The sequence below is a fragment of the Pseudomonas sp. P5_152 genome (genome assembly GCF_033989915.1).
GTDB lineage: Bacteria > Pseudomonadota > Gammaproteobacteria > Pseudomonadales > Pseudomonadaceae > Aquipseudomonas.
This window is the reverse complement of sequence record NZ_JASFAH010000002.1, coordinates 5,367,107-5,379,723: the sequence shown is the minus strand read 5'-3', so window position 1 is coordinate 5,379,723 and position 12,617 is coordinate 5,367,107. Positions and strand designations below refer to the sequence as shown.

Genomic DNA, 12,617 nt, shown 5'->3' with positions numbered 1-12,617 from the left:
TTTTTCTGCTTTTCCCGCAGGCGCCCTACTCTTCGAATATCGCCACCGCACGAACAAAACCCGCCGATGCATGCTTGATCTTGTAGGGGAAACACGACACCACGAATCCACTGGCCGGCAGGGATTGCAGGTTGGCGAGCTTTTCCATTTGCCCATAACCGATATCGCGCCCGGCCTTGTGCCCTTCCCAAATAATCGAGGCATCGCCGTTGGCGGCAAAACGCTCACGGGTGTACTTGAACGGTGCATCCCAACTCCAGGCATCGGTGCCGACGACCCGCACGCCACGCTCCAGCAAATACATCGTGGCTTCGCGACCGATTCCGACACCGGCATCCAGATAACCCGGTTGACCGAACAAGGCGCCGGCACGGGTGTTGATCAGTACGATTTCCAGAGGCTGCAATTGATGGCCGATTCGCGCCAGCTCGGCTTCGATCTCGCCGGCAGTCACCACATGACCATCGGCCAGATGTCGAAAATCCAGCTTCACACCCGGCTGTAGACACCAATCGAGCGGCAGCTCATCAATACCAAAAGCCGGCTGGCCGCCATCGGTGGTCGAAGCGTAATGCCAGGGCGCATCCATGTGTGTGCCGCTGTGGGTGGTGATGTGCAATCGTTCGGCTGCCCAGGATTCGTTGCCCGGCATCTGCTCAAGTTGCAGGCCCGGAAACATCGCGGCCATTTCCGGCCAGCCTTGCTGGTGATCCATGTAATCGATCTTGGGCAGCAACGGTGGTGGATCGGTGTAGGGGTTGTTGTCGAGGGTGACCGAGAGGTCCACGAGACGACGTTTGGATTTAGTTGGCTGCGACATGCAAGGTGTCTCCGGTCAGTGGCAAGGGTCGACGGGGCGAAGGATTCAGGGCGTTGCGCACCAGCGTGGCGGCGTTGCGGTCATGGTTGAAGCCGGCGGCGCGTGCCAGTGGTGTTTTTAATGGCGGCATACAGGCGAACAATGCTTGCAGGCGGGCGTCGGGTGCATAGCTGATCAATGCGCGGCGCTCCTGGCCGTAACGATCGGCCAATGCGTCGACCACCTGGGCGATCGACAGATGCAATACCGGCAACTGCCACACCCGTTGCGCCCCAAGTAAGCCGCTGTCCAGTTCTGCAGCGTGGATCAGGTTGCTCACGCAACAACGGGCTGACATCCACCATGCCGTCGCCTCGGGAGATACCGGGCAGCAATAGGCTTCACCTTCAGCGAAGGCCCGCATCAGATCGCTCATGAATGCAGAACGCAGTCCATTGGGCTCGCGGGGCCGAGCGACGATGCCCGGCAAGCGCAACACCCGCCCATCGACATCGCCGCGCCTGGCAAGATCGCTTATGGCACTTTCCACCATGGCTTTGTGGGCGCCATAGGACAACTCAGGATGCAGTTCGGCAGCCTCGCTCATTCGCGCCGGGAGGTCGCCGCCGTACACCGCAACGCTGCTGGCATACACCAGCACCGGTGGCTGATTTACGTTACGCAGTTGGTTGAGCAATTCCAGGCTGGCCAACAGGTTGACCTGATAGCCGAGTTCGTAATGCTCTTCCGCCGCGCCACCTGGAACACTGACCAAATGGAACACCACATCAACGCCGTCGGCCAATACCCGCCGCATCAAGGCCGGGTCGGTCACGCTACCGAAATGACGCCGAAGACGCTTGTCCTCCGGCAAGGCCTGCAAGTCTTTATCCAGCACCAGCAACGAGCCAATGGCCCGTCCGCGCAAGCTGCCCTGCGCCAGCAGGCAACGCACCAGCTCTCGCCCGACAAAACCATTGGCACCGGTAATCAACACACGCATAGGGCGCCCCTCAGCCTTGGGCCTGAACAACACATTGATCGATTGCACCGAACAGCGACTGGCCATCGCTGCCTGTGACATCCATGTGCACGCGGTCGCCAAACCGCATGTAACCTGTGTGGGCGGCGCCATGCTCAATCATCTCGATGGCGCGACGCTCGGCAATGCACGCCGACCCCGCACTTCTTCCAGCATTGGAGACCGTACCGGAGCCAATCAACGTCCCCGCTCGCAGCCTGCGGGTGAGCGCAGCGTGAGCGATCAACTGGCCGAAACTGAAGTTCATCTGCCCGCCATGGGGATGACCAAACCATTGGCCGTTCCAGTGCACCTGCAAAGGCAAATGCACTCGACCGTCATGCCAGGCATCGCCCAGTTCGTCCGGGGTAATGGCCAGCGGCGCGAAGCTGGAGGACGGCTTGGCCTGCAAGAACCCAAAACCTGTACTCATTTCACGGGGGGCCAAGGCGCGCAAACTGACGTCGTTGATTTGCAGGATCAGCTTGATGTGTTGCAGCGCCTGCCCCGCTGCGCAGCCCATGGGTACATCATCCACCAACACGACAAACTCACCTTCGAAGTCGATGCCCTGGCTCTCGCTGGGCAACGCGATATCGTCGCGTGCGCCAATGAAATCGTCGCCTGCCCCCTGGTACATCAGCGGCGTATGTTCGACGCCGTCGATTGGATCGAGGTTGAACGCTTTCTGCATCAAGGCGCCGTGACTGAGAAATGCCGAGCCATCGCACCATTGATAAGCGCGGGGCAATGGAGCCATGGCCTGGCTTGGGTCAAAAACAAAGGCATCCGCCGCCTCGCCCGCATTCAACTGATTCGACAGCACCTGCAAGCGAGGCTGGCTGCTACTCCAGCTCTCGATCGCCTGTTGCAAGGTGAGCGCCACGGAGCCGGCATCCAAGGCCCAAGCGAGATCCCGCGAGACCACCACGAGTCGACCATCGCGACTACCGTTTTTCAGGGTGGCGAGTTTCATGCCGATGCTTCCTTGTCGTTGCTCAATTCAGCGCCATAGCGCCCGTCGAGGAGGATGAAGACCATGCGCGCCATCGCTTCGGTGCGATTGCTCCAGGCATGATTGGTACCGCGTTGAACCACCACGTCGCCGCGCTTGAGGTGCACCTCCTCTTCATCCAGGACCAGCCAGACCTCGCCTTCGGTGACGATGCCGTAGTCGAGCGTCTCGGTGCGGTGCATCAACTTGTGTTTGGAGTCGCGTTGGCCAGTGGCTGCGTGGGGCTCGCCGATTTCGGCGAACACCGCCGCGGCATCTTCAGCGCTGACCTGGTCCTGCACGCTATCCGGTGGAATGTCCACCACCCGGATGACACTGCCCCGGGCCCCAGGGCTCAGTTGCAGGGGCTTGCTGCTGGGGTCACCGGCGTTGTCGAGCAAAGCCGGGCTGGTGCTGCTGTTCCACAGTTCATAAAACACCGTACCTGGCACCGCTGATAGCGCGAACACGTTCGGCGTGGGTCCGTTGCTGGCGACGATGGCCTGGCCATGCTGATCGTGACCGGTGACCACTCGTTTGAATTCAGGAAGCGTTTGCATGGAAAATCCTCGTTCAGTTTCCGTCACCGATGGTCGTGCCACCGGGTACAGCATTTGCGTCGTGCAACAGACCGCCGAGCCTCGGTACGGCCAGGCAAAACAGCGCGACCAGCAGTTGCAACCCACCGACAATGGCCAGCGCCTGAGGTAGCTCGGTGGCGACACCTCGGCTCAGGCCCAGAACCACCAGGGGGCTGATAAATTCGCCGGCAAAGATCGCGGCAGTGAAACACCCCGCCGCCCGCCCACGCTGATGGAAATTGACTTGCGCCATAATCCAGGTGATCAGTGTTGGCAGCATCAAGCCGATGCCCAGTCCATTGATCGTCACTGCGACCACAACCTGCAGATGGCTCGCGGCACCCGCCATCAACAACCCGCCGACGCCCGCCAACACGTAGGCAATCAGCAGCATGTGCTGCCCACGCATGCCACTGAACAAACGAAAACTCAGCGCCCCGACGAGCACGCCCAGCTGGTTGGCGCCCATGGTCATACCGATTTGTTGAGGAGCATCCACGTGCAGCAGGTTGAGCAAGTAACCGGCCTGCACCGGCACGATAAACAGGCTCAAACCTGCCAACAGCGACAGCACATACATGGGCGTGAGCGCACGCCACGGAAACTTCCCGGTCGGCACCGACTGTGTGGGTTGCTCGGGTTGTGTGCGGGCTTGCGGTTCCCACAATTTCCAGGCCATCAGCGGCAGGAAAATCAGACCCACGGCATACAACGCAAATGGCGTACGCCAGTCGTTTTGCCCCAGAAAGCCACCCAACGCGATGAACACCGCAGCCGACAACGACGTGGCGACCATCTGCAAGGCAAACAGACGCTCGCGCCTGGCGCCGCTGTAGTAGTCGCCCATCAGTGTGGTGCAGCAGGTCATGATGCCCGCCTCGGCCAAGCCAATGCCCGCTCGGCTGAGCACGATGGCCTGCAGTGAGTCGAGCCACAGCGGCAGCACGCCGCAGATCACGTACAGCAGCATGCTTGCCAGCAACAACGGCTTGCGCCCAAGGCGATCGGCGATCAGCCCGGCGAATGGCGCCAGCACTGCGATCACCAACGCTGGCAACGTCAGAACGATGGGAACCAGCACGGCGCTACCCTCCACGCCGGCAAAATGCGCCTGCATCCGTGGCAGCACCGGGGCCAGCAACACCGCGCCCAACACCGGCAGGCAGCTGCCCAGCAGGAGCAATAGCGATTGCATCGATCCGGCTTGGCGCGCGGGTTTTACGAAGGTATCAGCGACCATGACAAAGCTCCTTGATGCGCAAGGGCTGAACATCCACGTCCACCGCCGCCTCAGCGCCCACCACGTGAGTCACCGACCTCGGCACAACGGCACCCTGCGGCTGGTTACGCGCTGGTAACAGGAAGTACGCCAGCGCCGGCAGCAACACCAAGGCACCGACCATGTTCCAGACAAACATGAAGGCCAACAGCACACCCATGTCGGCCTGAAACTTGATGGGTGAAAACGTCCAGGTCGCCACGCCGATAGCCAGGGTGATACCGGTCAGCATCACCACCTTGCCGGTGGAAACCAGTGCACGGTAATACGCTTCGGACAGGCTCGCCCCTTGGCGCAGATGGCCCAACAGAATGCTCATCACGTACAACGCATAATCGACGCCGATACCGACGCCCAGGGCGATGACCGGCAGCGTGGCGACTTTCACACCGATGTTCAGCCAGACCATCAAGGCTTCGCAGAGGATGGACGTGAGCATCAGCGGAATCACCGCACACAGCGTCGCGCGCCAGGAACGGAAGGTAATCAGGCACAGCACAATGACCGCGCCGTAGACCCAGACGAGCATCTCGCGGTTGGCTTGTTTGACCACAATGTTGGTGGCCGCTTCGATCCCAGCGTTTCCGGCCGCCAACAGAAATTGCACTTCGTCTGTATTGTTCTCGGCAGCGAACTGCTCGACGTGCTCCACCAGACGGGTCAGCGTTTCGGCCTTGTGGTCGGTGAGATAGGCATAAAGGGTCAACAGACTGCAGTCTTCGTTGTACAACCCGCGCGGTGCGCTGGCGGTGATCATGTTGAGCATCGCCTGGTTGTTCTGCAGCTCGTACCATTTTGGGTTGCCTTCACTGAGCCCGACCAGCATGCGCCGGTTGAGCAACGCCAGCGAGTTGGTCGAGTCCACGCCCGGCAAGGCACGCAGTTGCCAGTCCAGCGCATCGACTTTGGCCAGGATGTCGTAGCGTGCACAGCTGCTGGCTGGGGTTTTCACCATCACCGCAAACAGGTCACTGCTGGCACCGTAATGACGGGTCAGGAAGGCATCGTCCTGGTTGTAACGCGAGTCTGCACGCAGTTCCGGCGCACCGGCATCCAGGTCACCAATTTTCAGTTGCAAGCTGACCAAAAAGCCCACGGCTGCCAACGCAAGGCTGATGGCGATACACAGGCTGGCCCAACGACGATGGGTGAACAGATCCAGAAAACGCCAGAACCCATGGCGGGTCTGACCGCTTTGCTCGGCCTGCTCGCTCTTCAGGCTCAGTTGGGCGGCACGCGGTGAAACACCAACATAAGAGAGCAAAACCGGCAGCAGGATCAAGTTGGTGAAAATCAACACGGCCACGCCAATGCTGGCGATTACCGCAAGGTCTTGAATCACCTGGATCTTGATCAGCATCAGCACCGCGAACCCCACGGCATCGCATAGCAGCGCTGTCAGCCCCGCCAGGAACAGGCGTCGGAAGGTAAATCGTGCTGCCACCACCCGGTGCATGCCACGCCCGATGTCCTGCATGATGCCGTTCATTTTCTGCGCGCCGTGGCTCATGCCGATGGCAAACACGAGAAACGGCACAAGCACCGAATACGGGTCCAACTGGTAGTTCAGCAATGGCAGCAACCCAAGTTGCCAGACCACCGCCACTAGCGAGCACAGCACCACCAGCACCGTGCTGCGCAGGCAGCGGGTGTACCAGAACAGCACAGCGGTGGTGATCAGGATCGCGACGGCGAAGAACAGCAGAATCTGCTTCAGGCCGGCAATAAGATCGCCGACTTTTTTCGCGAAACCGGTGATGCGAATATCAATGTTGTCACTTTGATAGGTGCTGCGCAGGGTTTCCAATTGCTCGGACAAGACCGAGTAATCCAGCGGTTTACCATCAGTGGTGCTCGCCAGCAACGGCACATAAATGATGCTGGAGGTCTGGTCCAGGGCCACCAGTTGCCCCAGTTCGTTGGAGCGCTGCACATTGCGGCGCAAGGCATCCAGGTTGGCGACGGTGCCGCTGTAGTCGTCCGGTATCACCGGCCCGCCGTCGAGGCCGTCTTCGGTCACGGCGACCCAGCGCGTGGCCGGTGTCCAAAGTGACTTCATGTATGCCCGGTCGACACCCGGCAGAAGGTAGAGTCGGTCGCTCAGGGCCTGCAGGGTCTTGAGGTACTCGGCGTCATAGATATCGCCTTGCTTGTTCGCAACCACGATGCGCAGGGCGTTGCCCAATCCCGTGAGCTGTTTCTGATGCTCAAGGTAGTTGGCAATGTAGGGTTGCTGTGTGGGGATCATTTTTTCGAAGCTGGCATTGAGCTCGATACGGGTGGCTTGATATCCCAGCACCAGCGTCGTCAGTACACACACCAGCAGAACCCACAGGCGGTGATTAAACAGCGTGCGTTCGACCACTGAACCGGAGCGTGGATCGAAATTCGCCAGGCTAGCCGTGGCGTTGTCGAAAGACTTCATAACCTCACTCCGAAGCGCTAGTGGTTGACGGCGATACGCGCGTCAATCCAGTAAAACCAGCCAGCGTCAGGCTGCCATCGGCGGCCTGGATAACACTGGAGACGGGCTTGCCGAGCGGTTTGCCGAAGGGCTTGAGCATTGCGCCGGGCTGACTGTTGGTGCGAAACAAGGCGCCGCTCTGGTTAACCAGCAGCAACTGGCCGTCGTCGGTGCGAATGGCATCGCTGAAAGACACCGGCATCGAGACCGGCGCAGGTTTGAAACTGTCGCCCAGGTCACTGGAGACAAACGCATTGCCCTTTAACCCAGCCACCAGCAAGACGCCGTCATCGCGCATTTGTAGGGTGAAAAAGCTGCCCGCATAGGGGCTTTGCAATGGCGCGAACGATTTGCCGGCATCGTCCGAACGCGCGAGGTAGCCCTGCTCGCCGGCCAGGAACCAGTGCTCTCCTTGCTGAGCGATGGCGGACAGATGGGCGCCCATCGGGTTATCGATGTTGCCCATGAGCGATTGCCAGGTTGTACCGCCATCGAGGGTGCGCAAGGCCAGGCCGTATGCCCCCACGATCAGACCGCGCTGGGCGTCCACAAAGTGCACGGCCAGAAACGGCTTGTCAGCACCCTCATCGACCAGGCGCTCGGCTGTTTGGACCCGCGCGGCGGCAGCCTCCAGGTCATTGGCCAACGGCAGTTGCCGGCGAGCGTCTGCCAGCTCTAGCTGTGCCGCTCGCAGTCCATCCAGTTGCGTAACCCAATGCTCACCCGCGTCATGCGAGACCAAGACCACACCCGCATGCCCGACTGCCCAACCCGTATGGGCGTCGACAAACTGCACGGCCGTGAGGCTGACCGACACCGGCACTTGCGCTTGACGCCAGCTGACACCGTTGTCATCGGAAAGCAGCACGATGCCCCGCTCGCCCACCGCCACCAGCCGCGCACCTGCACGGGCCAAGTCCAGCAACACCGCGGATTTTGCTTGTGGGGCCTGCATTGCCGGCGTAGCGAGCGCGTCGCCCACCGCCGCGGCGTGCGCCTGACTCAACGGCAACGCCATAAGACACATCAGCCGACCGACCACCTGACAGATTCTGTTCATTGCGACCTCGACAACCCTTGTGAAACCGAATCACGGTTGGTAAACCGCGATCCGGCCTTGCTCAACGAACCCCGGCACCCGCCATCGCCGCCGGTGAAAACTCGGAGGCCTTGTAGCGATCCACCATGCCGTACTGCTCAGGCTGGCCGGTGTAGACGTTCTGGATAAACCAGGCGCCGGAGGTCAGGTCGTAGAAACCCGAGGACAATTGCGCTTGCGCAGGCAGGTCCGGAAGTACCGCCGGCAACGACCACAGCGTCTTGGCCAATTGGCCGTTGGCGTCCCAGCGGTCGCCCAACATGGCTTGCCAAGTGTCCTCATCGAGGTAGTAACGGCCCTTCGGCAACTGGTGACGTTTGCCCGGTGCCAGGTCCGCTTCCACGACCCACACCCGGTGTAGCTCCCAACGCACGTAATCCGGGTTCATGTGGTGAGCGAGGAACAGGTCTTCAGGTTTGGCGGCGGCTTGCACCTTGTTGGTGTTGTAGGGGATGTACATCTCCTGCTTGCCGATCAGCTTCCAGTCGAAGCGGTCCATGCGACCCTGGAACACGCTCAATTCGTCAAACGACATGACCCCGGCTGTCGCTGGTGTCGGCGTATCGCAGCAGGCATTGGGCAGCTTGCGCACACGGCGCTGACCGGTCAGGTAAACGTGCGCCTGGGACAGGTCGCCGTTGATGTTGGTGCGGCCCATGATCTGCTCGCCAGCGCGCAATGGTGGGCCGACGTTGAGCAGCCGGAACAGCCAGTAGTCACCGGCAAACGACTCTGGTGTCCCTTCCTGGTAGTAATACGGCATCTCCTGAATGGCCTTGCCGTCGGTGGTCATCACCTGCTTGCCGTCGGCCGTCATCAGGTAATGCCGAAAATGCATCGACACCGAGGTCCCGCGCCAATTGAGCACGTGGTTCCACATGGCTTCGGCGCCGTTTTTCGGGATCGGAAACGGAATGCCGCCAAAAGCGCCTTCGGGAACCGGACCGGCGCTGCTCTCGACTAATTTGGCGCGGGTGGCGTTTTTCAGGGTGTTGTCATACACCCATTGCGGCGCGGCGGCGGTGCGCCGTGTCGGGTAAACGTCGATGCGATAAGTCTCGGGGAAACGCTTGAACATTTCCTTGGTGCCGTCGCTGAGCTTGCCAGCGTATTGCGCGAGGTTTTTCGAGGTAATGCTCAACAGCGGTTTGTCGGCAGCGAATGGATCGGAGCGCTTGCCGCCCTCCTTGTACGAAGGATCCACCTTGGTGTAACCACCGTCCCAGGCGGGAATGCTGCCGTCAGCGTTACCAGCGCGCTCGGCGCCGAACGGTGTCAGGTTCTTTGACAGTTTGGCCGCCTCTTCAGCCGTCGCCGCCAATGTCACTTGGCTGCAAATGGCCAGGCCGCCGAGCAGCGCCAGGCAAAGGGCTTTGAGCTTGAAGGCTGCGGTTTTCTTATTGTGGGTCATGCGCAAGTCCTCTTAAAACGTGGTCTTGACGGAAAAGGCCAGGTAGTCCCGGTCTTTGAGCGATTGCTTGTAATTGAACTGGCTGGCAGCGTTGAGGTTGGTGTCCTCGGCGCCGTAGTAATGCGTGTAGGTCAGGCCGGCGGTGACGCGATCCAGGTAGGTGGCGGTGATACCGATGTTCATATCGCCGCCTTTGTCCGGACCGAACGAGCTGACAACGGCCGATTTACCCAGCGGGAAGTAGCTGAGGCCAAGCGGAATGCTGATATCGATGCCGGAGAAAAACTGGCGATAGGTCGGGGTGTAGACCACCTTGAACCCGAGACCGTCATCGGTAGCGTTGGGGTCAAGGGCGGCACGGTTTTTTGTGACGCTCAGCAGGCGGTTCCAGGCGATCTCACCGACCAGTCCCGACTCCCTGGCAAGGAAGTTCGGCCCGAATGAAGCCAGGACGTTTAGGTTGACGTGAGCGGTACGGCCCACTGCATACAGTGCATCGTCATCGTTGTCGGCGACGACACCCGGCAGGACGGTTTGCCCGTTGGAAACCAGCGGCATGTTCCAGCGCATCGAGGCTTCACCGGCGAAACTGTATTCGTCGACCGTGGTGGAAAAACTGCCCCCAAAGGCGCGAATATCCTCCGGGTACACCCAGTAGTACTCGCCGATCTGGCCGGTACTGAAGTTCGGCACACCGGTAGAGGGTTTGAGGTACAGCTTGGGGGTCTTGTCGTGATATTGAATCGCGTACAGGCCGTACTCGACCGTTTCCGCGCTGTATTTCAACTGCAGGCCGCCCTGCCCTGAACTTTTCGCTTCCTTGTCGTTGCCATGGAAGAACGCCGCCGGACTGCTGGGATTGCCACCGAGGAACGCAGGAAACGGCGCCCCTACGATCAAGCGTTCATTGCCTTCACCAATGGTGTCGCTAGTGGAGAAATAACTACCGGCACCCGGCAGGCGTGTCTCCTCCCACTCCAACTGGTAGAAGGCGCCGAGCGACACATCGTCGGTCAGCTGGAAGGTACCCGACAGCTGATTGACCGGCCGGGTGATTTCCTTGAACTGGGTGTTGGGGACGGACTGCGCTTTCACCACGTCGACCGGCGCCATGCCACCGGCAATGCCGTTGGCGCCGAAGAACAGGCTCTCGCCCCAGATCAACCCGTGGCGGCCGACACGCACGGACGTGGAATGATCAGCCAGCTCGCCGTTCCAGTACACGAACGCATCGAGCAATTCGCCGTCGCCGCCATGCAGGTGGCGGGTGTCGTCGGTGAATTCGTCATAGCCCACGGAACGCGCGTTGGCCCGCGCCGGATCGTCGTTATCGTTGTCGTGCTGGTAGGCGGTGTCGTACCAGGCGGCTCCACTGAGGCGCGCGCCGACGTTTTTGAACGACATATCCAGCTCGGAGAGGATGTCCGTGCGGTTGGAAATCAGACCCTTTTTGAACGCCCGATCGCCATCGTCCTGGTTGAGTGCCACCTGGCCCTCGGTCAGCTTGCTGCTGGGATTCTGGGTGCGCCAGGCGGCGCTGTACTTCACGGTGTTATCCCAGCGCAGGTTGAAATCCGGATTGCCGGTATCCACCGAAAAGGCATGGGCGGCCTGGCTGAACAGCACCAACGCCGCGGCCAAACTGAAACCAAAGGGTGCAGACGTGCAGACCCGGCGGCGCGCAAGCGTCGCAGTCGTGGAACTAACCATCGCGTTAACCTCTTGTTTTTATAGTGGTAACTGCTGTGGGTGACGGCCCTGTCGAATCAGATCGGCTCAGCCGTGCGCGCAAGCATCTGCTTGACCAGGCCGATGCGGTCGAAGTCCCGGTCGTGCTGCATTTCCTTGTCGCCGGCCAGCACCGAGCTTTCGCTGATGTACTTGCAGCGCTCGAAACGGCGCGTCATGAAGCGTTGAAGCTGCTGCTCGACGCTGCCGTCGCGGGTCAGCTCTTCGCTGAGCACGATGGCATCTTCAATTGCCATGCCGGCCCCTTGCCCGAGGTGCGGCGTAGTCGCGTGCGCGGCGTCACCGATCAGCAGAACGCGACCGCGGTACCAGGGCTCGTCGACGAAGACCACTTCCATTGGCTTGTAAACCACTTGGCTGCTGTCGGTGATCTGTTCACGCAATTGGCCGATGAGGCCGGTGAAGCCTTGCAAGCGCTGCCGCATCTGTTCGGCCAGCGTCGCGGGGTCCATCCGCGGATTGGACGGTTCATGGGAGGTGAGGAACAGGTACATCAAGTCGCCGGCCAGCGGTACCAGGCCGGCGTTGCCTTCGGCGCTCTGGTAGTTGGCGAGGTGATCGATTTGCGGATCACGCGCGAAGTTGTAGCGCCACACCGATTGGCCGGTGAAGCGCGGCGTGTAGGTGTCGCCGAGCAGCAAATCTCGAACCTTGGAGAACAGGCCGTCAGCTCCAACCACCAGGTCGTAGGCGGCGCTGCTGGCATCGGTGAACAGCACTTCCACGCTGTCGCCATTGTCGTTCAGGGATTCAACGCTAAGCCCCAAACGGACCTTGGCGCCCAGCTCCAGCGCCGTTTCACTGAGGACTTTGTGCAGCGCCAGACGCGAGATGCCGACGTTGGCCGGGTACGCAGGCCCTGCCAGGCGCTGGCCCGGGATGCGCGCCAGTTGCTGACCCGCCGGGCCGTAGATCGCGACGTCTTCAAAGGCATACGCCGCATCGAGATAACCGTCGAGCACACCCAGCTTGGCCATTTCGCGGACCACGTTGCTTTGCTGGATGATCCCGACACCGTAAACGGTCCATTCTGACTTGAGTTCGACCAGATCGACCTCAATGCCCTTGCGTCGTAGGGCTATGGCCGCACACAAGCCACCAATACCACCGCCCACGATCAGAACTTTGTTCACTGCACTCATGGCTTACTCACTTTTTATTCTTGTGATTCGATGCAGCGCCGGGCACTGCGTCGGTAGGTCCAGCTTCCGGTCAAAACA

The 12,617-nt window shown here is 60.7% G+C and carries 10 protein-coding genes; all 10 read right to left on the bottom strand.

Annotated features, from left to right (window positions below; genetic code table 11):
• Positions 1-25 precede the first annotated feature (25 nt).
• The 10 genes from QMK50_RS24770 to QMK50_RS24725 all read right to left on the bottom strand — a co-directional run bounded on the left by QMK50_RS24770 (position 26) and on the right by QMK50_RS24725 (position 12,539).
• Positions 26-820 (bottom strand): cyclase family protein, encoded by a 795-nt coding sequence (locus QMK50_RS24770; protein WP_159995146.1) that lies wholly within the window; start codon positions 818-820, stop codon positions 26-28.
• Positions 804-1,802 (bottom strand): NAD-dependent epimerase/dehydratase family protein, encoded by a 999-nt coding sequence (locus QMK50_RS24765; protein WP_320334239.1) that lies wholly within the window; start codon positions 1,800-1,802, stop codon positions 804-806. Before QMK50_RS24765 ends, QMK50_RS24770 begins: the two co-directional genes overlap by 17 nt.
• 10 nt (positions 1,803-1,812) lie before the next feature.
• Positions 1,813-2,796 (bottom strand): fumarylacetoacetate hydrolase family protein, encoded by a 984-nt coding sequence (locus QMK50_RS24760; RefSeq protein ID WP_320334238.1) that lies wholly within the window; start codon positions 2,794-2,796, stop codon positions 1,813-1,815.
• A complete protein-coding gene (locus QMK50_RS24755; RefSeq protein ID WP_320334237.1) occupies positions 2,793-3,374 on the bottom strand; it encodes a cupin domain-containing protein in 582 nt (193 codons plus the stop codon). The genes QMK50_RS24760 and QMK50_RS24755 overlap by 4 nt, the downstream gene beginning before the upstream one ends.
• A 13-nt stretch (positions 3,375-3,387) precedes the next feature.
• Positions 3,388-4,635 (bottom strand): MFS transporter, encoded by a 1,248-nt coding sequence (locus QMK50_RS24750; protein WP_320334236.1) that lies wholly within the window; start codon positions 4,633-4,635, stop codon positions 3,388-3,390.
• Positions 4,625-7,099, bottom strand: a complete 2,475-nt coding sequence (locus QMK50_RS24745; RefSeq protein WP_320334235.1) for an efflux RND transporter permease subunit — start codon at positions 7,097-7,099, stop codon at positions 4,625-4,627. Before QMK50_RS24745 ends, QMK50_RS24750 begins: the two co-directional genes overlap by 11 nt.
• Positions 7,100-7,103: 4 nt before the next feature.
• Positions 7,104-8,198, bottom strand: coding sequence for a WD40/YVTN/BNR-like repeat-containing protein (locus QMK50_RS24740; protein ID WP_320334234.1), 1,095 nt, complete (start codon positions 8,196-8,198; stop codon positions 7,104-7,106).
• 61 nt (positions 8,199-8,259) lie between these two features.
• Entirely contained in the window at positions 8,260-9,648 is a 1,389-nt protein-coding gene (locus QMK50_RS24735; protein WP_159995132.1) for a DUF1329 domain-containing protein, read from the bottom strand.
• A gap of 12 nt (positions 9,649-9,660) precedes the next feature.
• Positions 9,661-11,358: a DUF1302 domain-containing protein gene (locus QMK50_RS24730; RefSeq protein WP_320334233.1), complete on the bottom strand. Its 1,698-nt coding sequence runs from the start codon at positions 11,356-11,358 to the stop codon at positions 9,661-9,663.
• Positions 11,359-11,414: 56 nt separating this feature from the next.
• Positions 11,415-12,539 (bottom strand): FAD-dependent oxidoreductase, encoded by a 1,125-nt coding sequence (locus tag QMK50_RS24725; protein WP_159995128.1) that lies wholly within the window; start codon positions 12,537-12,539, stop codon positions 11,415-11,417.
• Between the last annotated feature and the right edge of the window lie 78 nt (positions 12,540-12,617).

Bases quoted from the DNA above. Each gene is read 5' to 3' on its own strand.
- QMK50_RS24750 (WP_320334236.1), bottom strand. From the start codon at position 4,635: ATGGTCGCTGATACCTTCGTAAAACCCGCGCGCCAAGCCGGATCGATG.
- QMK50_RS24725 (WP_159995128.1), bottom strand. From the start codon at position 12,539: ATGAGTGCAGTGAACAAAGTTCTGATCGTGGGCGGTGGTATTGGTGGC.
- QMK50_RS24765 (WP_320334239.1), bottom strand. From the start codon at position 1,802: ATGCGTGTGTTGATTACCGGTGCCAATGGTTTTGTCGGGCGAGAGCTG.
- QMK50_RS24740 (WP_320334234.1), bottom strand. From the start codon at position 8,198: ATGAACAGAATCTGTCAGGTGGTCGGTCGGCTGATGTGTCTTATGGCG.
- QMK50_RS24735 (WP_159995132.1), bottom strand. From the start codon at position 9,648: ATGACCCACAATAAGAAAACCGCAGCCTTCAAGCTCAAAGCCCTTTGC.
- QMK50_RS24760 (WP_320334238.1), bottom strand. From the start codon at position 2,796: ATGAAACTCGCCACCCTGAAAAACGGTAGTCGCGATGGTCGACTCGTG.
- QMK50_RS24730 (WP_320334233.1), bottom strand. From the start codon at position 11,358: ATGGTTAGTTCCACGACTGCGACGCTTGCGCGCCGCCGGGTCTGCACG.
- QMK50_RS24755 (WP_320334237.1), bottom strand. From the start codon at position 3,374: ATGCAAACGCTTCCTGAATTCAAACGAGTGGTCACCGGTCACGATCAG.
- QMK50_RS24745 (WP_320334235.1), bottom strand. From the start codon at position 7,099: ATGAAGTCTTTCGACAACGCCACGGCTAGCCTGGCGAATTTCGATCCA.
- QMK50_RS24770 (WP_159995146.1), bottom strand. From the start codon at position 820: ATGTCGCAGCCAACTAAATCCAAACGTCGTCTCGTGGACCTCTCGGTC.